This is a genomic window from Dyella sp. C9 (genome assembly GCF_003332825.1).
GTDB lineage: Bacteria > Pseudomonadota > Gammaproteobacteria > Xanthomonadales > Rhodanobacteraceae > Dyella.
The window spans coordinates 1-18,995 of record NZ_QIRF01000021.1; the positions used below are offsets into that span (position 1 = coordinate 1).

16 protein-coding genes are annotated in these 18,995 nt (G+C 68.0%); 11 read left to right on the forward strand and 5 right to left on the reverse strand.

The annotated features are described in order from the left end of the window. Positions 1–188: 188 nt before the first annotated feature. On the reverse strand, positions 189–824 hold the full coding sequence (gene yihA / locus DVU99_RS17825) for a ribosome biogenesis GTP-binding protein YihA/YsxC (protein WP_114241583.1): 636 nt from the start codon (positions 822–824) through the stop codon (positions 189–191). Positions 825–1,000: 176 nt separating this feature from the next. On the opposite strand from yihA, the gene DVU99_RS17830 reads away from it, so the two are divergent. From DVU99_RS17830 to DVU99_RS17850, 5 genes are all read left to right on the forward strand, one after another. Further along, positions 1,001–1,705, forward strand: coding sequence for a cytochrome c (locus tag DVU99_RS17830; RefSeq protein ID WP_232823650.1), 705 nt, complete (start codon positions 1,001–1,003; stop codon positions 1,703–1,705). Positions 1,706–1,778: 73 nt separating this feature from the next. Continuing rightward, positions 1,779–2,648, forward strand: a complete 870-nt coding sequence (locus DVU99_RS17835; protein ID WP_114241585.1) for a thiol:disulfide interchange protein DsbA/DsbL — start codon at positions 1,779–1,781, stop codon at positions 2,646–2,648. Positions 2,649–2,692: 44 nt separating this feature from the next. Continuing rightward, complete coding sequence (locus DVU99_RS17840) at positions 2,693–3,346, forward strand: thiol:disulfide interchange protein DsbA/DsbL (RefSeq protein WP_114241586.1); 654 nt, start codon at positions 2,693–2,695, stop codon at positions 3,344–3,346. A gap of 120 nt (positions 3,347–3,466) precedes the next feature. Further along, positions 3,467–4,267 carry an endonuclease/exonuclease/phosphatase family protein gene (locus tag DVU99_RS17845; protein ID WP_114241587.1) on the forward strand — a complete coding sequence of 267 codons (801 nt, stop codon included), beginning with the start codon at positions 3,467–3,469 and terminating at the stop codon, positions 4,265–4,267. Beyond that, positions 4,264–4,692: a hypothetical protein gene (locus DVU99_RS17850; protein WP_114241588.1), complete on the forward strand. Its 429-nt coding sequence runs from the start codon at positions 4,264–4,266 to the stop codon at positions 4,690–4,692. Before DVU99_RS17845 ends, DVU99_RS17850 begins: the two co-directional genes overlap by 4 nt. Here DVU99_RS17850 and DVU99_RS17855 read toward each other — a convergent pair. Continuing rightward, on the reverse strand, positions 4,597–6,216 hold the full coding sequence (locus tag DVU99_RS17855; protein WP_114241589.1) for a glycoside hydrolase family 17: 1,620 nt from the start codon (positions 6,214–6,216) through the stop codon (positions 4,597–4,599). The two genes, DVU99_RS17850 and DVU99_RS17855, sit on opposite strands and share 96 nt — an antisense overlap. Positions 6,217–6,403: 187 nt before the next feature. Between DVU99_RS17855 and DVU99_RS17860 the strand changes: the two genes are divergently transcribed. The 4 genes from DVU99_RS17860 (at position 6,404) to DVU99_RS17875 (ending at position 12,839) form a co-directional block, all read left to right on the forward strand. Beyond that, positions 6,404–8,476: a transglycosylase SLT domain-containing protein gene (locus DVU99_RS17860; protein WP_114241590.1), complete on the forward strand. Its 2,073-nt coding sequence runs from the start codon at positions 6,404–6,406 to the stop codon at positions 8,474–8,476. A gap of 20 nt (positions 8,477–8,496) precedes the next feature. After that, positions 8,497–9,435, forward strand: coding sequence for a complex I NDUFA9 subunit family protein (locus DVU99_RS17865; RefSeq protein WP_114241639.1), 939 nt, complete (start codon positions 8,497–8,499; stop codon positions 9,433–9,435). Positions 9,436–9,490: 55 nt separating this feature from the next. Beyond that, positions 9,491–10,720, forward strand: coding sequence for a multifunctional CCA addition/repair protein (locus tag DVU99_RS17870; protein WP_114241591.1), 1,230 nt, complete (start codon positions 9,491–9,493; stop codon positions 10,718–10,720). Between the two features lie 163 nt (positions 10,721–10,883). Continuing rightward, a complete protein-coding gene (locus DVU99_RS17875; protein WP_114241592.1) occupies positions 10,884–12,839 on the forward strand; it encodes an LTA synthase family protein in 1,956 nt (651 codons plus the stop codon). 10 nt (positions 12,840–12,849) lie between these two features. Here DVU99_RS17875 and DVU99_RS17880 read toward each other — a convergent pair whose 3' ends face one another. Continuing rightward, the gene (locus tag DVU99_RS17880; protein WP_343126338.1) at positions 12,850–14,082 is read right to left on the reverse strand and encodes an SAM-dependent methyltransferase; all 1,233 of its coding nucleotides are present in this window, start codon (positions 14,080–14,082) and stop codon (positions 12,850–12,852) included. A 113-nt stretch (positions 14,083–14,195) separates the two neighbouring features. Further along, positions 14,196–16,406, reverse strand: a complete 2,211-nt coding sequence (locus DVU99_RS17885) for a TonB-dependent receptor (RefSeq protein ID WP_114241594.1) — start codon at positions 16,404–16,406, stop codon at positions 14,196–14,198. A gap of 198 nt (positions 16,407–16,604) precedes the next feature. Between DVU99_RS17885 and DVU99_RS17890 the strand changes: the two genes are divergently transcribed. Together DVU99_RS17890 and DVU99_RS17895 are read left to right on the forward strand one after the other, a co-directional pair. Beyond that, positions 16,605–17,240 carry a hypothetical protein gene (locus tag DVU99_RS17890; RefSeq protein ID WP_114241595.1) on the forward strand — a complete coding sequence of 212 codons (636 nt, stop codon included), beginning with the start codon at positions 16,605–16,607 and terminating at the stop codon, positions 17,238–17,240. A gap of 58 nt (positions 17,241–17,298) precedes the next feature. Next, positions 17,299–18,045, forward strand: a complete 747-nt coding sequence (locus DVU99_RS17895) for a pteridine reductase (RefSeq protein WP_114241596.1) — start codon at positions 17,299–17,301, stop codon at positions 18,043–18,045. A 24-nt stretch (positions 18,046–18,069) separates the two neighbouring features. On the opposite strand, the gene DVU99_RS17900 is transcribed toward DVU99_RS17895, so the two are convergent. After that, positions 18,070–18,927 (reverse strand): DUF6159 family protein, encoded by an 858-nt coding sequence (locus tag DVU99_RS17900; protein WP_114241597.1) that lies wholly within the window; start codon positions 18,925–18,927, stop codon positions 18,070–18,072. Positions 18,928–18,995: the final 68 nt, after the last annotated feature.

Genomic DNA, 18,995 nt, shown 5'->3' on the forward strand with positions numbered 1-18,995 from the left:
CCGCCCGCCCCGGGCCCCGCCGCCGCCCCCCCGCCCCCCCACCCGCCCCCCCCCCGCCCGCCCCGCCGCCGCCCCCGCCCCCCCCCCCCCCCCCCCCCGCCCCCCCCCCCCCCCGCCGCCCCCCCCCCCCCCCGCCCCCCCCCCCCCCCCCCCCCCCCCCCCCCCCCCCCCCCCCCCCCCCCCGCCACTCAATGCCGCGGGGTATTGAGCAAGGTCATGACCGCGGCACGCGCCTCGTCCACGCCGGTACGTGCCTGCGAGGAAAAAACCTGCGCCGTCGCCTGCGTACCGCTGGCCGCCAGCTCCTTGCGCAGGGTCGCCAGCGCCTGTGCCGCCTGGTTCCGCGACAATTTGTCCGCCTTGGTCAGCAGCACGTGGCAAGGCAGCTGCGTGGCGAAGCAGAACTCCAGCATCATGCGATCGAAGTCCTTGAGCGGATGGCGAATATCGGCGATCAGCACCACGCCGCGCAGGCTCTGCCGGCGGTGCAGATAGGCGTCGATCTCCTGCTTCCAGTGCTCGCGAAGCTCCTCCGGCACCTTGGCGTAGCCGTAGCCAGGCAGGTCGATGAGGCGTGCCGACAGCGGTGCCAGGCCCTCTCCCTGCACCAGCGGAGGCAGCGAAAACGCCACCATCTGCTGCGTGCGACCGGGCGTTTTGGACGTGCGCGCAAGCCCACGATGACCAGTCAAGGTATTGAGCGCACTGGACTTGCCCGCGTTGGAGCGGCCAGCGAACGCCACCTCCGCGCCATGGTCCGGCGGAAGCTGTGAAATGCGGTGGGCAGCCAGTACAAACTGGGCGCCTTGTAGGGGGTTGGACATGGTTTGACCAGCTAGGGTGGCGCAGAGATAATCCGGGAGTTTCTGCCAGTTGCGGACGTGCCGGCCAGCGCGGACCGTGCAGCCATAGCAGTTTTTCGGGAGACAAGTGTATGAGTTTTCGGCCCGCCGGTTTTCGGCTCGCTGTAGTTCGTTATGCCGTAGTCCTCGTCTTTGCGATGTCTTCCAGCCTGGTGCTCGCCCAGGAAGCCAAGGCACCTGCACCCGCAACCTCCACCGCCACGCCGACAACCGCCGCCTCGGCCGAACATCCCGCCGAAGCCACCGCCGCCGTGAAGCCCGGCGACGCCACCGCGGGCGCCGGCAAGGCTGCCGTCTGCGGCGCCTGCCATGGCATGGATGGCAACTCCACAGACCCGCAGTACCCGAAGCTGGCCGGCCAGCACGAGTCCTACATCGTGCACCAGCTCACCAGCTTCAAGAGCGGCAAGCGCCAGAACCCGATCATGCTGGGCATGGCCACGCCGCTGTCCGAGCAGGACATGCACGACATCGGCGCCTATTTCGCCAGCAAGAGCGCCCTGCCGGGCGTGGCCGACCAGGTGCTGGTCGAGCGCGGCGAGCAGCTCTATCGCCAGGGCGACACCGCCAAGGGTGTGCCGGCCTGCATGGCTTGCCACAGCATCGACGGCCGCGGCAATCCCGGCGCGATGTATCCGGAGCTGACCAGCCAGCACGCGCAGTACATCGAGGCCACGCTGAAGGCCTGGCATGACGGCACCACCTGGGGCGATGATGCGCACGCGCAGATCATGCCGGGCATCGCCAAGAAGCTGGACGAAAAGGACATCGCCGCTGTTGCCAGCTATATCGAGGGCCTGCATGCGTCGGACGGCGCATCCGGTGCCAGCGCCGCGAAGTAATCACCTTCGACACGCCGGCCCCAGGCCGGCGTGTCCGTTCCAAGCCCGACCCGAATAAGTACCGAGGACCACCATGCTGAAGCGTTTGTCGTTCCTGTGCGCCGCCCTGCTCGCCGTTTCGGCCTGCAGCAACAACAACGACAACAGCAGCACGACGCCCCCGCCGGCGCCGGCACCAGCCGCCACGGCGCCTGCCGCACAGCCGCCCGCGGCGTCGACGGCCGCCGCTCCGGCGGCTGCCAGCACGGCCGCCCCGGCCAGCGCAGGCACGACTGCCGCTGCTCCGGCCCCAGCGCCCGCACCGGCGACGCCGTTCGTCGACGACGGCAAGTGGGTGGAAGGCAAGAACTACTACCGCATCGATCCGGTGCAGCCCAAGCTCACCAACACCGACAAGGTGGAAGTGGTCGAGGTGTTCTCGTACGGCTGCCCGGCCTGCAACCAGTTCCATCCGGTGATGAACAAGCTGGTGCAGGAGCTGCCGTCCAATGCCGTGATGGCCTACCTGCCGGCCTCGTTCATGCCGCAGGAGAACTGGCCGATGCTGCAGCGCGCCTACCTCACCGCGCAGGCGCTGGGCGTGGCCGACAAGGCCAATGACGCGATGTACGACGCCGTGTGGAAGACCAACGAGCTGAGCGCGATGGCGCCCGGCGGCCGCGGCCTGAAGCCCTCGTCCGCGCTGCCCTCGCTGGACGATGCCGCCAAGGTGTACGCCAAGTTCGGCGCCGACCCGAAGGAATTCGCAGCCGTGGCCAACTCCTTCACCATCAACACCAAGGTGAAGCGCTCGGATGAACTGGTGAAGGCCTACGGTGTCGAAGGCACGCCGACCATCATCATCGACGGCAAGTACCGCCTTGACCGCGGCTCGGCCGGCGGTGACGAGCAGACCATCGAGCTGGTCAAGTGGCTGGTGTCGAAGGAAGCGGCCGGCAAGTAAGCCCGCAGCACACCGCCCAACCGAGCCCAGAGAGTATCGATTTCATGTTCAAGCGTTTCGCCCCCGTGCGCATGCTGGCCCTGCTGGCCGGCCTGCTGCTGGCAACGGCCTGCACGGCCACCGGCTCCAATGAGCCGGCGCCCTACACCGAAGGCACCGAGTACGTGACCATCGACGGCCCGGCACAGCGCGACAGCAGCGCCGGCAAGGTCGAGGTGGTGGAGATCTTCTCCTACGGCTGCATCCACTGCGCGCACTTCGCGCCGATCGCCGACCAGATGCGCAAGCAACTGCCGGCGGGCGTCGTGTTCAAGCTGGTGCCGGCCGCCTTCAACGACGAGTGGGTGCCGTACGCCCGCGCCTACTACGCGGCCGAGAAGCTGGGCGTGGTCGACCAGACCCACCTGGCCCTGTTCAAGGCCAAGTTCGACGATCACTACCCGATCTCGACGCTCGACGAGCTGGCCGACTTCTATGCCAGCCATGGCGTGAAGCGCGACGACTTCATGCGCATCGCCACCTCCGACGAGGTCACCGAGCAGATCCGCAAGGATGCCGCGCTGGTGCAGAAGTGGCAGGTGGACGGCACCCCGACCATCGTGGTCGACGGCAAGTACCGCAGCGCCAACGTGAAGACCCTGGACCAGCTGTCCGCCCTCACCATCTGGCTGGCCAAGCGCGAGCTGGCCGGCAAGTAAGCCGGCACGGGGGCGTTCCGCAGGAACTTCCCCCGCGTTCACAAGCGGGCGGGCATGCTTTGCAACCGGCCGCCACCCCAGGGGTGGTGGCCACCCTTCTGCAACTACCCTGCCCGCCCGATGAATCGCGCCGATCCACCCGCCCCCGAGCGTCGTCTCCGCCTGTTGAGCTGCAACATCCTGGCCGGCGCCAGCGTGCAGCGCTACAGCGAATACGTCACCCGCAGCCTCAACCAGGTACTGCCCGGGCGCAGCAAGCTGGACAACCTGGACCGGCTGGCCGAAGTGCTGCCCCAGTTCGACGTGATCGGCCTGCAGGAGGCCGACGCCGGCAGCCTGCGTTCGGGCTTCCTCAACCAGACGCGTTATCTCGCCGAGGCGGCGGGCATGCCGTTCTGGAGCCATCAGCCCAACCGGGCCATGGCGCGCCTGGCGCACTCGGCCAACGGTCTGATCAGCCGGCTGGAACCCACCAGCGTGCTCGACTACCCGCTGCCCAGTCGCATCCCCGGTCGCGGCGCACTGCTGGCGCGCTTCGGCGAGGGCAAGGACGCGCTGGCGGTGATGATCGCCCATCTGTCGCTGAGCGCCCCCGCGCGCGCCAAGCAGCTGGGACTGATCGGCGAAGTGCTGCAGGACTACCCGCATGCGGTGCTGATGGGCGACCTCAACACCGACGTGCGCAGCGCCGAGATGAAGCACCTGTTCGCCAGGTCCAGCCTGGTGCCACCGCACCAGGCGACGCCTACCTTCCCCAGCTGGAAGCCGCGCCGCGCACTCGACCACATCCTCACCTCCGAAGCGATCCAGCTCGACAAGGTGTGGGCGCTGCCGCAGGCTTTCTCCGACCACCTGCCGCTGGCGGCAGAAATCCGCCTGCCCGGCGGCATTGCTCCCCGACCTCACCGACTGCGCCGATGAAGCGATTCCTTACCCTCGTTCTGCCCTGGCTGCTGGTGCTGGCCGTCGGCGCCTGCGCCTGCCTGCTCCGTTATGGGCTGGTGGAATCGGCCGATGTGGCCCGTGCCTGCGAAGCGAGCCACACGCTGGCCTGCGACCTGCGCCACTGGACCGTGCTCGGCTTCATCACCGGCAACATCTTCAACTGGCCGATCGGCATCTTCGGCTGGGTGGCGATGGCTGCCACCGTGCTGGCCCTGCGCTGGCCGCGGCTGACGCTGGCCACGCTGGCTACGGCGACCGGCCTGTTCGCCGTGGTGCTGTATTGCTTCGTGCCCGGCGCGCTCGCGCTACTGGCCGGCAGCCTGCGCCTGGTGCGACTGCAGGCGGGCGGCGCGACGCCAACCGATCAGCACCGCGCCACCGAGCGCAAGGTTCACGCCTAGCCACATCCAGGCCGGCGGGCTGAGCCCAATCTCCTGCGCCACCGCGATGGCCGCCAGCAGCGGCATCAGGCAGCCGAGGAAGCGCTCCTCCACCGAAGGCATGACGCTGTTGCCCACGTCGAGCACGGCGGCCAGCAGGTAGCCCAGCGCCGGCAGCCAGAACAGGCCCAGCGGGAAGTCGCGGTAGCGACCGTCGAAAGCCAGCAGCAGGCCGTAGAAGGCCAGGCCGAACAACCACACGAAGCGCACGACCCGGTTGGGCTCGGCACGCGGCGGCACGCCCGCCAGTCGCCCGGCCACCCAGCGCGCCAGTGTCAGCGACGTGCCCAGCGCGATCACGCACAGCAGGCCGGACAACAGCCACTCGGGCAGATTGCGGCAGGCGTACCACATCTGGCGGAACTGCCAGGCGAGCGCCGTGCCGCTGGCAAAGCCCGCCAGCAACAGCGCCACGCGGCTGCGCAGGCCGCGCCATTCACGACGCCACAGGCCTGCCAGCACGAACAGCACCGCACCGGCGCCACCCGCATACCAGCCCCATAGCCACTGCGGCTCTTCCACCACCGGGCCCTGCATGGAGAACTTGGGCCGTGCGTGCACGTCGAAGATGCCCCAGTAGCCGCCCACGGTGCCTTCCTGTTCGCGCTTCCACGGCTGGTCGAAGGCCTCGATCACGTTGTAGGGCATGTCTACGCTGCCGGCATAGCGCAGGAATTCACGCAGGTAGCGGGCCTCGTTGACCAGGCTCGCCGCCGCACCGCGACGCTGCTTGCCTTCGCTGGGCCAGCCGGTTTCGCCGATCATCACGGCGCGCCCGGGGAAGCTCGCCTTCACCCGCGCGTACACCTCGGCCACGTGCTGCAACGCGTCGCGCGGCTCGACCGGCTCGTCTTCCCAGTAGGGCAGGATGTGGATGGTGATGTAGTCCACCGCCTTGGCCATTTCCGGATAGCGCAGCCAGAACTCCCACACATCGGCATAGGTCACCGGCACATGCGTGTCGTGGATGGCGTCGCGCAACTCGGTGACGTACCCGGCCAGTGCCTTGGGCGACTGCTCGCCACGCAGCAGCACTTCGTTGCCCACGATCACGCCACGCAGCACTTCCGGGTGTGCCTTGGCGGTGGCGATGCCCATCTGCAGCTCGTGTTCGTTGGCCACCGGATCGCGGCCGATCCACACGCCCATCAGCACCTTCATGCCATAGCGCTGCGCGATCTCCGGCACCGCACTCAGGCCAAAACCCTGCGAATAGGTGCGCACGCAATCGAAGCGCTCGGACAGCGCACGCAGGTCGGCGTCGATGCGCTCGGGGCTCACGAAAGCATGTGGATCGAGCGGCGTCTCGCCCGGCTTGCGGAACGGTGCATACGACACGCAGGCGATGTGCGCCGTAGGCGTGTCCGGCAGGGGCACGGGACGACCGATCTGCCACCACCACCAGGCGCCCGACAGCGCGGCAACCAACAGGATGAACCACGCGAGCGGCGCAACACGGGACAGTGGCGAGGACGTTGGCGACATGCGCTTCCTGGGGACGCGCCGGACGTGGCGCCTCGTGGGTCGCAGATTCTATCAGGCCGCACCGTGCATGCCGTTTCACGCCACGCTCAGCGGGCGTTGTCCATGCTGGCGGGCCCCACGCAGCGCGCCGCCCTTCCCCGCGGAGCCCGCGAAGTACACTGCGGCGGGAACGAGATAAGGAGTAGTCATGTCCCTGCACGCACCGCGGCGCTTCGCCCGACGCCTGCTCATCGTGATGGCCGGCCTGTGCCTGGCCGGCGCCGCCAGCGCGGCCGAGCCCACTCCCGCCCAGCGCGATGCCTTCAAGGAAGCCTACGCCGTGGCCCAGCAGGGCGGCGACGGCTGGCGCAGCCTGTCCACCGGTCTGCAGGACTATCCGCTCTATCCGTACCTGGAAGCGGCCGCGCTCACCCACGACATCCGGCAGATCGACCGCGCGCGGGTGGAGGACTATCTCAAGCGCTACCCCGGACTGATCCCGGCCAGCGACCTGCGCCGCGACTTCCTCACCGAACTGGCGCGCCGGCAGGACTGGGACAACTTCCTCGCCATGTACCAGCCCGGCCTCGGCGACGCGCTCAGCTGCAACGCGCTGCAGGCGCAGCTTGCCCGCGGCGCCACGCTGGACTTCAACCGCGACCTCGCCGCCCTGTGGGCCAAGCCCAAGCTGCCCGGCGCCTGCGATCCGGTGCTGAGCACCGCGCACGACCAGGGCCTGCTGACCCCGCAACGCGTGTGGGACCGCATCGATGCCGCGGCCGACGCCAACCAGCCCGGCACCGTCGCCGCGATGGCAGACTGGCTGCCCGCCGATCAGTCGGCCTCGGCGCAACGCATCGCCACGGCCCTGCGCGATCCGAGCGTGGCCACCACGGCCGCGATCCAGTGGCCCGACACGCCGCGTGACCGGCAGGCCGCCATGCTCGCGCTGGAACGACTTGCACGACGCCAGTCGGTCACCGCCGATATCGCATGGCAGAAGCTGCAGGACCACTTCAGCTTCTCGCCCGACCAGCGCAACCGCGTGCTGTATGCGCTGGCGCTGTTCCACGCCACCGACTACGACGCCAGCGCGATCTCGCGGCTGGTCGCGCTGCCGGCCTCGGTACAGACCGACACCAGCCGCGAATGGCGAGTGCGTGCGGCTATTGCGCTGCTGGACTGGCGCGCGGTGCTGGCCGCCATCGACGCCATGCCGCCCACCCAGCAACAGGACGGTGAGTGGCGCTGGTTCCGCGCCCGCGCGTTGAGCGAACTGGGCCGCGATGCCGAGGCGCAGCGTGTGCTCGCCACGCTGGCACAGGAACCGACCTTCTTCGGCTTCCTTGCCGCCGACAAGCTCAACCTGCCCTATGGCATCTGCCAGATCACGCTCAACGGCAATCCGCAGCGCGAGCAGGCGCTGCTGTCCAACCGCGGCCTGCTGCGCGCCTTCGAACTGTTTGCCGTAGACATGCCGCGCCAGGCACGTCGCGAATGGACGGCCGCGCTCGACGGCGCGGATCCGGAAACCACCCGGCTTGCCGTCGACCTGGCCTACCGCCGTGGCTGGTACGACCGCGCGGTATTCACCTTCAACAACGGCGACGCCCTGCGCTACTACGAGCAGCGCTTCCCGCTGGCCAGCCAGGACGGCCTGGTGCAGCAGGCGCAGGAGGCCGGCATCGATCCGTCGTGGGCCTACGCCATCCTGCGCGCCGAGAGTGCGTGGATGCCCGATGCACGCTCTGGCGCCGACGCGCGCGGCCTGATGCAGTTGCTGCCATCCACCGCAGCGCTGGTGGCCAAGCGCAACGGCATCAGCTGGGGTGGCGGCGACACGCTGTACGACCCAGTGACCAACATCGTGCTGGGCACGCGCTACCTCGCCCAGATGGCCGAGCGCTTCAATGGCGCGCCATGGCTGGCCAGCGCCGCCTACAACGCCGGCCCCGGCAAGGTCGACCAGTGGCTGGAAGCACGCGGCTCACTGGCGCCGGACCTGTTCATCGCGACCATTCCGTACAAGGAGACGCGGGAGTATGTGGCACGCGTGATGTCCTTCGCCGTCATCTACGACTGGCGCCAGCACGGCAACGCGGTGACCATGTCCGAACGACTGACGCCGATTGGGCAGGCCTATCAACTGCCAGGCAGCGCCAGCCAGCGTAAGCTGGTTACCTGCCCGGTGGTCACACCACCCACGCCGGCGGAGGCTGCCAGCGCAGCGCCCGCCAGCAGCCTGGCGCCGCCGCCGGCCGGTTCCAGCGGCACGCGCTGAAGCGGAGACCACCGATGACAGTGAAGCCAAGGCAACTGGTGGTACTGGGCGGCAGCGGCTTCGTCGGTAGCCACCTGCTGCCGCGGCTCGCGCAGGACGGCCATCGCATCCTGCTGCTGTCGCGCAACCGCGAGCTGCGCCGCGCGCTGGGCGTGCTGCCTTCGCTGCGCATTCGCAGCGTGGACGTCTATGACGGCAACGCACTGCGCCACCAGTTTGCCGGCGCCGACGCGGTGATCAACCTGGTGGGCATCCTCAACAACCAGGGCCAGCAGACCTTCCAGCGCGCCCACGTGGAACTTGGCCAGCGGGTGATCGCCGCCTGCCTTGCCGCCGGCGTACCACGCCTTCACCACATGAGCGCACTGAAGGCCGGGCAAGGCCTGTCGCGATACCTCAAGAGCAAGGGTGAAGCGGAAACGCAGGTGCGCAACTCCTCGCTGGACTGGACCATCTACCAGCCCAGCGTGATGTTCGGCGACGGTGCCGGGCTGGTCAGCCGTTTCGCCGGCCTGCTGCGGCAGATGCCGGTGCTGCCGTTGGCGCGCGCCAGTTCACGCATGGCCCCCACCTGGGTCGGCGACGTGGCCGAGGCCATCGCGCGCTGCGTGGCCGATGACGCGCTCGGCCTGGACCGCAGCTTCGAGCTGTATGGGCCGGAGACACTCACCCTGGGCGAGATCGTGCACAAGATCCGCGACACCCTGGGCCTGCGCACGCCGATCATCCCGCTGCCCGACGGCCTGGGACGGTTGCAGGCGCAGGTGGCGCAGATGCTGCCCGGCAAGCCGTTCTCGCTGGACAACTTCCGCACGCTGCGCACCGATTCGGTCGGCAAGCAGGACGGCTATACGGCGCTGGGCATCGAACCCCAGCCGCTCACGCCGTGGCTGCCGGTGCTGCTGCAGGCGCCACCACGGCAACGCCGGCTCGCGCTCGCCCGCACGCAGCCGCGCTGAGCCCCGGCCAGCCTGGCCTGCCGTGCTGCCGCCGCCCTCGTGGCAAAATCAGCGCATGCGCATCTATCTCGTCGGCGGCGCCGTCCGCGACAAACTGCTGGACCGGGCGGTCACCGACCACGATCACGTGGTAGTGGGCGCACGCCCCGAGGAAATGCTCGCCGCGGGTTACCGGCCGGTGGGCAAGGACTTCCCGGTGTTCCTGCACCCGCACACCGGCGAGGAGTACGCGCTGGCGCGCACCGAGCGCAAGACCGGCCACGGCTACCACGGCTTTGCCTTCCATGCCGATCCGTCGGTGACGCTGGAAGAGGATCTGGCGCGGCGCGACCTCACCATCAATGCCATGGCGCAGGCCGAGGACGGCAGCCTGGTCGATCCCTTCGGCGGCGCGAGGGACCTGGAGCTGCGCCTGTTGCGCCACGTCTCGCCGGCCTTCGTGGAGGATCCGGTGCGCCTGCTGCGCGTCGCGCGCTTCGCCGCGCGCTTCGCGCCACTCGGTTTCCAGGTCGCCCCGGAAACCATGGCGCTGATGCAGCAGATGGTGCGGGACGGCGAGGTGGACCACCTGGTGCCCGAGCGGGTGTGGCAGGAAACCCGCAAGGCACTGGCCGAGGCGCAGCCGTCCGCCTTCCTGCGCGTATTGCGCGAATCGGGCGCGCTGGCGGTGCTGTTTCCGGAAGTGGATGCCCTCTATGGCGTACCGCAGCGCGCCGAGTTCCATCCCGAGATCGACACCGGCGTGCACGTGGAAATGGTGCTGGACATGGCCGCCCGCATTGCCCCAGGCAACGATGTGGTGGGCTTTTGTGCGCTCACCCACGACCTCGGCAAGGCGCTGACCCCGGCCGACGTGCTGCCCCGCCATGTCGGCCACGAGCACGCCGGCGTGGCACCACTGCGCCGGCTGGTGGCGCGGCTGAAGGTACCCACCGAGCACGCCGCGCTGGCCGAGCAGGTGTGCCGCGAGCACCTCAACGCCCACCGCGCCTTCGAGCTCAAGCCAGCCACGGTGCTGCGCCTGCTGGGCTCGCTGGATGCCCTGCGCAGGCCCGAGCGGCTGGCACTGTTCCTGGCCGCCTGCGAGGCCGACAAGCGCGGCCGGCTGGGCCACCAGGACGACACCTATCCCCAGGCGGGCTATCTCCTGCGGGCCCGCGACGCCGCGGCCGGCGTGAGCGCAGAACCTTTTGTAGCCAAGGGCTTGCAGGGGCCGGCGATCGGCGAGGCGATGACCGAGGCCCGGGTTGCGGCCATCGCGGCCCTGGACCGTTCCCCAGCCTGAACGGCCGGGGGCCCCGGAAAGCTTCGCGGAAGACAGCTGTTTCTAAGGTTACGGGTTCACACTCGCCCGCGATCCCACGCGCCGTCTCCCGACGTGTATAAAGGCGGGTCGCTGTAGCCCTGCCCGATGGCACGGCGCTTTAAATCTCTGTCCGGAGTCGTCCGTGTCGACCGCATCCAACCCGCCCTCGCCGTTGCGCCAGCGCTTTCGCCCCCTGGTCTGGCTGGCCGTCAGCTACCTGCTGATCGGCGTGGCAACGCGCATCGCCCTGTTGTTCATGGCGGGCAGCGGTGTGCCGCACAACCCGCTGTACTGGGCCTATGCATTCGGCGTCGGCGCCGCCTACGACTCGATCGCATTCATCTACCTGGCGTGGCCGATGATGCTGTACCTGTGGCTGGTACCACAGCGCATCTACCTGTCGCGCGTGGGCCAGTGGCTGCTGTACGCAGGTGGCGCGGTGCTGTTGTTCGCGCTGCTGTTCGTGGGCGCCTCGGAACTGGTGTTCTGGGGTGAATTCGGTACGCGCTTCAACTTCATCGCGGTCGACTACCTGGTTTACACCACCGAGGTGATCGGCAACATCCGCGAGTCCTACCCACTCGGCACCTGGATCAGCCTGCTCGCACTGTTCACCCTGCTGGTGGTGTGGTTCACCCGCGGCGGGCTGCGCGCCGAAGACGGCGGCACGCGGCTCCTTCAGCGCGGCAAGGTGGTGCTGGTGTGGCTGGTGATCACGGTGGTGACCGCCGTGGCCATCAAGGGCACCTACAAGGACCGCACCGACAACGCCTACGTCAACGAGCTGTCCGGCAACGGCGTGTACGAATTCTTCGCCGCCTTCCGCAGCAGCCACCTCGACTACTCGCGCTTCTACCGCACGCTGCCGCAGGAGCAGGCTTTCCAGCGCGTGCGCGAACTGGTGAAAACGCCCGAGGCCACTTTCGCCGACGACGACCCGCAGGACCTTACCCGCGAGATCCGCCATGCCGGCCCCGAGAAACACCTCAACGTGGTGCTGATCAGCGTGGAAAGCCTCTCGGCCGACTTCCTCAAGGAGTTCGGCGACAAGCGCGGCATCACGCCCAACCTCGACGCACTGATCGGCCAGAGCATGTTCTTCGACAACCTCTACGCCAACGGCACCCGCACGGTGCGCGGCCTGGAAGCGCTGTCGCTGTCGGTGCCACCGACGCCGGGAGACTCCATCGTCAAGGCGCACAACAACGAAAACCTGTTCTCGGTGGCCGGCGTGTTCAACGACCGCGGCTACCAGTCCGATTTTGTCTACGGTGGCTACGGCTACTTCGACAACATGAATTATTTCTTCGCGCACAACGGCTATCGCGCGGTGGACCGCAACGACATCGGCAAGGGCGAGACGATCCACCACGAAAACGTGTGGGGCGTGGCGGACGAAGACCTCTACACGCTCGCCCTCAAGCAGATGGACGAGATCCATGCGCAGGGCAAGCCGTTCTTCCTGCACATCATGACTACCTCCAACCACCGGCCGTTCACCGTGCCGGCCAATCGCGTGCCGCAGAAGAACGGCACGCGCGAGGCGGCCGTCGCCTATACCGACTGGTCCATCGCCGACTTCATCAAGCGCGCGCAGTCCAAGCCGTACTTCGATGACACCGTGTTCGTGATCACCGCCGACCATTGCGCGTCAAGCGCCGGTCGCACCAGCGTGCCGATCAACCGCTACCACATCCCGCTGTGGATCTACGCACCCAAGCACATCCCGCCGCAGCGGGTGTCGCGCCAGATGTCCCAGGTGGACATCATGCCCACCGTGCTCGGACTGCTGAACTTCAGCTACCGCAGCCGCTTCTTCGGCGCCGACATCTTCCAGCTGGAGCCCGGTCGCGAACGCGCCTTCCCGGCCACCTACGAGAAGCTCGGCTACCTGCATGGCGACGTGCTCTCGATCCTCGAGCCGCAACGCCGGCTGGAGCAGGTACGCCCGGACTTCCAGACCGGCGATGCCGTGCCCAACCGGCCGGTCGACCAGGGCCAGGTGGACGATGCCACCGCCTACTACCAAGTGGCCGCCTACCTGTTCAAGCACGGCCTGATGGTGCGTAAAACGGACGACAGCAAGCCGGTGAACTGAACGACCGGCCTTACAGCCGGTCGCCCTGGTCGGCCTCGAGCAGGTCGGCCGGCAGCGGCACCATGTCCATGTTGCGGGCGAACAGCATCGCCTGGAAGCGCTCGCCCATCTGGTCGGGCATGGTGAGCTTCTTCACCTCCTGCGAGAGGCGATAGCGGACAGCCTCGTCGGACGCCTGCTCGTAGGCAGCCTCGAAAGCCTGCTGCAGCCCGCAGCCGATCAGAAACTGCGCCTGCGGCATGTAGCCGGCCACACCGAAACCGGCGCCATTGCCGGCCTCGGCCAGCGCGGTGAAGTCCACCGAAGCCGTGAGGTCATTGAGGCCCGGCAGATGCAGCGGGTCGTTGTGCGAGCGGTGGCGGTAATAGGCACGCAGCGTGCCGTCGTTGCGCTCGGGCAGGTAGTACTCGCGGCGCACGTAGCCATAGTCGATGAACAGCATCAGGCCTGCGGTCAGGCTGCCGGCGATGGCCTGCACCCAGTACGGCAACTGCGGCAGCACTTCCGAACGATAGCCATCGGGAAACTCGGCTTCGAGGTCCCGCTCGAGATGGCGAACGGCGCCCGATACCAGCGCATCGGCCGGGCGGTCCACGCGCATCAGCCGGCCTTCGCCATCGAGCGCCACGTACTCCTCATAGACCTCGCCGGCGCGCATCGCGAATCGCGTGGTGGGCAAGGCATCGATCACCTCGTTGGCGAACAGCACGCCCTGCCAGTCCTGCTCGGGCGGACGATTGAGCCATAGCACGCGCGCAAACACGTCGGCCGGCAGCGCCGCCTCCAGCCGGTCGCGCTGGCGCTCGCGCAGGTCGGCGCTGGGCTCCAGGATCAGGTAATGGCGCGGCAATGCCCCGACCTCCGCAAACGCCTTCAGCGCCGCCTCGGCGAACGCGCCGCTGCCACCGCCCAGTTCGAGGAAATCGGCGTTGTCGCCGAGCATCTCCAGCGCAGGATAGGTCGCGTTGACCACGCAACGGGCGAACAACTCACCCAGTTCCGGCGCGGTGATGAAGTCGCCGGCTTCGCCGAACTTGGTCTTGCCCGCGCTGTAGTAACCCAGCCCCGGCGCATACAGGCAGCGCTCCATGTACTGGGCGAACGGCATGGGGCCGTGTGCGGCGATCTCTTCGCGCAGGCGGGCCAGCAGCCGGTCGGAGTGGGCGCGCTCGTCGGCGCCGGGATCGGGAAGGGGGGAAGACATGCGCATCGCCTGCAGGGAAACGCACGAAGGATAACCCATGCCCCGCCATAGCCCCGTGAGGGAGGAAGGCTATGGCGGGGACATCGGCCCAGCTGACTGGCTGCGCGCGTCGCCGCTCAGGCCATGCTGCCGGCGACACGCGGGAGGAGACATCAGAAGCTGAAGTCCTTCTGCAGCGTGAGGTACACGCCGCGACGCGGACCGAACTGCGGCGCGCCCACGCCCACGCCGGTGCCGCTGCGCAGTTCGTACGAGCGGTCTAGCGCGTTGATCAACGCCAGCTGCGTGTGGAACTTGCCGGTGCTGTCGAAGTTGAAGTCGTGCGACACGCTCATGTTGAGCTGGAAGTAGTACGGCAGCGACAGGCCATTGGGCACTTCGCCGTCTTCGCGCAGGCCGCTGCCGAACAGGTAGTTCGCGCCCACCTTGGTGTTCTCGTCGCTGAAGGTGTAGCTGATGCCACCGGACGAGGTCAGCTTCTGGTCGTGGTCCAGGTGGATCCAGTTGTCCGCGATGTAGGCCAGCTCGGCCGGATCGAAGTTGTACTGGCTGGTGATCACGTCCTTGCCCATGGCGCGGTTGTAGGCAAAGTTGAAGTAGGCGGACACCGGACCACTGTCGTAGTTGAGCGAGAACTCCACGCCACGCACGCGGCCGTAGCGGTAATTGAAGGTGGAGTACACCAGCGCCGTGCCGAACTGGCCTTCATCCTGCAGCCGGCTGACATCGCGATAGTAGGCATCGAGGCCCAGCGTCCAGGCCGAACCGATGCTCTGCTGGATGCCCAGGTCGTAATAGTTCGAGCGCTCGGCCAGCGGCGTGTTGTTGCCGTAGTCCTTCACCGCATTGGTAGTGTTGTTGAAGGCGTCGATGTCCTTGGACGAGATCAGCTCGGTCGCCGGCGGAGTGAAGTAGCGCGAGTAACCGGCGTGCACGGTGGTGCTGTCGGTGGCCTGCCACACCACGCCCACGCGCGGGCTCAGCTGGCTTTCGGTGCGGAACGCCTCGTACTGGTCACCGCGCAGGCCGTAGTTCAGCGTCCAGTTGTCGCTGATGTTCCACTCGTCCTGCACATAGGCAGCCCAGGTGCGCGCGATGATGGTGTCGCCGGTGAAGATGTTGAACGGCACCGTGCTGGTCTGGCTGCCATCCGGATTGGCCGGGAACACCAGCGAGTTGGTGTTGGTGGTGGCCCGGTCGAAGTTGCCGTACAAGCCATAACGCAGCGTATGCGTACCGCCCCAGGGCGTGGAGAAATCGGCCTGCACGGTGCTGGCACGATCGACCTGGTTGATGCTGGCCGCAACGCCGGTGAACATCAGGTCGCCGATGTCATCGGGGATGTACTGCAGGCCGCTGTAGCGCTGGCCCAGCGACACCTGGTAAGCCGTATCGCCCAGCTTGCCCTGCAGCGACAGCGTACCGAAGCGGGTCTGCTCGTTCTGGCGATCGTTGATGTCGGCCGAGTTGTAGTTCACCGTGTCCAGGTAGCCGAACTGCGGCTCCTGGTTCGGGTTGTTCGGAATCTGGAAACGGTTGTTGGCCACGCCGAACATGAAGCTCAGGCGCGTGTCGTTGTTGATCAGGTAGCTGATGTCGCCAAATGCCTTGACCTGGTTGGTGTGGTCGTGGATCGGCTTGCGGCTGGAGGTCGGATTCTCGATGCCGACGTCGTTCTCCATGTAGTTCGCGGTGATGAAGTAGCTCCAGCGATCATTGCTGCCCCACAGCGAGGCGTTCGGATTGATCGTGCCGAACGAGCCGCCGGTGATGCCGACGCTGCCGCCGTTGCCCAGCGACGAACCGGTCTTGGTGGTGATGTCGACCACCGCCGCCGTACGCTCGCCGTACTGCGCCGGCAGCGCGCCGTCGAGCAGGGTCACGCTCTGGATCGTGCGCGCGTCCAGGGTCTGGCCGAAGCCGGCGATCGACTCGGGCAGCATCACGCCGTTGACGCGGTACTGCAGGTTGGCGTGGTCACCACGCACGTGGAGCTGGCCGTAGGAATCCTGCACTACACCCGGCGCCTGCAGGATCACCTGGTTGAGCGGGGTGGACTCGCCCAGCGGCATGGCCTGGATCGCCTTCGAATCGATCACGTACTGGCTGCTGCCGGTATCCGGGGACAGCGAGTTGCGTGCCTGGTCGAGCGCGGCGTTCACATCCACCGCACCCAGCTGCTGCACCTTCTGCGGCTTGTTGCGGGCCGCCGGGGTGTTGGTGTTGCCCGTGGTGGCGGCATCGCTGCTGCTGGCGGCCGGGGCGACCGTGCTGGAATCGGGATTCTGGCTGGTCTGGGCGAAGGCCGCCGGGGCGGCGCCCAATGCAACGGCAAGACTCAAGGCAAGCAAGGTACGGTTCATGGGATTCCGGAAAGGGGCGGTGAAGTTTTAGTTTCGATACGTTATAACATATCCATATCGAACGGTTAACCGCCTGCGCCAGAAGTCATGCCTGCCGGCCTGGTTCCCGGGCCGATCAGCCGGGCTCAGGCGGGTTTCACACCGCTGGCCTAGACTGGGTCGCCAGACGGTAGCAGCCGTCGCCGCGACGCGCAGGCCATGTCCAAATCCTCCTCCCAGCTACCGGCGGTGATCACCGACCACAGCCGCGTGACCCAGGCGATCCTGGATTTCGTCAGCGAGATCCCCGACAGCCGGGTCGAAGGCAGCCCCGACCCCGAGCGCGAGGCCCAGCGCCTGGCCAACCGGGCCGCCCAGCGTGCGGCGCTGACCGCAGGCTCGCTGGCCCTGCCCCCGGGCCCGCTGGGCTGGCTGACCGTACTGCCCGAGCTGATCGCCATCTGGAAGATCCAGGCGCAGATGGTCAGCGACATCGCCGCCGCCTACGGCCAGCACGCCGGACTGGGGCGCGAACAGATGCTGTGGTGCCTGTTCCGCCATACCGCCGCGCAGGCCTTCCGCGACCTGGTAGTACGCGTGGGCGATCGCCTGTTCTTTCGCAGGGTGACCTATACGGTGGCCGAGCGCATCGCCAAGACGGTGGGCATCAAGGTCACCCAGCGCGCCGTCGGCAACGGCATTTCGCGCTGGCTACCGGTGGTGGGCGCCATGGGCGTGGGCGCCTATGCCTATTACGACACCGGACAGGTGGCGCGCACCGCCATCGCGCTGTTCAAGGGCGGCATCGAGACCGAACTGGCACCGGCCGACGACGCCACCCCGCCGGCGGGATGACGCGCACGCGCCTTTGCGTCAAGCTCGCAGCCCTGTCGCGTCACGCAGGAGCCCACGCATGAGTCCACGCCATGAGCGCCCCGTCGTCCTTGTCACCGGCGCCGGCCGGCGGGTGGGCGCGGTGATTGCCCGCACACTGCATGCGGCCGGCTACGACCTCGCCCTGCACTATCGCCGCTCCGCCGCCGACGCCGAACTGCTGGCCGCCTCGCTGGAGCGCCAGCGCAGCGGCAGCACCTTCACCGTGGCCGGCGAACTGGCCGATACCGACGCGCTACCGGACATGGTGGCGCGCGTGCTGTCGCGCTATGGCCGGCTCGATGCCCTGGTCAACAACGCCTCGGCGTTCTATCCCACGCCCGTAGGCACGGCGACGCTGGCGCAATGGAACGAGCTGTTCGCATCCAATGCCCAGGCACCGTTCTTCCTGGCCCAGGCGGCCACGCCCGCGCTGCGCGAGGCAGGCGGTGCCATCGTCAACCTGGTGGACATCTACGCCGAGCGTCCGCTGGCCAATCACCCGCTGTACTGCATGGCCAAGGCGGCGCTCGAGGCGATGACGCGTTCCCTGGCGCTGGACCTGGGGCCCGACGTGCGGGTGAACGGCGTAGCGCCCGGTGCGGTGATGTGGCCCAGCGAGGGCAAGCCCTATGACGACCAGCAGGCCATGCTGGCGCGCACTCCGCTGAAGCGCGCCGGCTCGCCCGAGGACGTGGCCGGCGCCGTGCTGTGGCTGCTGCGCGATGCGCCGTTCGTCACCGGGCAGATCATTCGCGTGGACGGCGGGCGGACCCTGTCGGTGTAACGCCCGCCGGTATTCCCTGGTGATTTACTTCTTGAGGCGGAACGCCTGCTCCAGCATGGCCTGGTCGAAGCCATGGCCAACCTGGCCTTCCTCGGCGTAGCGATAGAGCGCGGCTGCATAGATACCCTGCAGCGAAGCCTGCACCAGGCCGAGCAGGGTGAGCCCGATCGCGACCGTGGCGAAGGCCACCACCACCGCGGCGATCGACTGCAGCGCGAACGCGCCCATGATCAGGCCGGCGGACACCAGCACCGCCAGCACGAACAGCAGCCCGAACACCACGCCAATGCCGGCGTTGCCGATGAGGTTCTCGCCCCAGGTACGCTTGAGCAGTTCAACGCTGCGCTTCACCGCATCGACCGGCCCCACCTCCTGGCTGGCCAGCACCGGCACCACCAGGAAGGTGGCCACCGTCCAGGCCAGCCCCAGGAAGCCGGCCACCAGGCGACCGAGCAGTCCCAGCCGCTCCTGCAGCGCGCGCAACACCAGGCCCACGGTGGCCGCGATGAGCGCATAACCGAAGATGCTCACCACCCGCTGGCGGGCCAGCGCGAAGCCGTCGGCGAAGCTGGTCGGCTCGCCGCGCAGACGGGACAGTGCCGCGCCGGCCAGGGCAGTGTTGAAAAAGATGATCACGAAATACTGGGTCAGGTAGAACAGGAACAACGCCACGTAGGCACCGGTCGAAAGCGCGCGATGGTGCGTGCCCGCCTCCGGCGCCGCGGCGGCGAATGCCGCCCCGATGGGAATGAGGAAACTCGCCGCCACCAGCAGGCAGCAGATGCTGGACGCCAGCGGGAACATCAACAGCGACTTGTCCGAGCGCAACACCGCCGCGCTGGCCTTCATCAGGCTCCAGCTACGGGAAAAGCGACCTGCCATGGGCAACCTCCTTGTGACGAAAATCCATATCTAGCACCGCCGCCATTCCTGCGACAGTGCACCGTCGC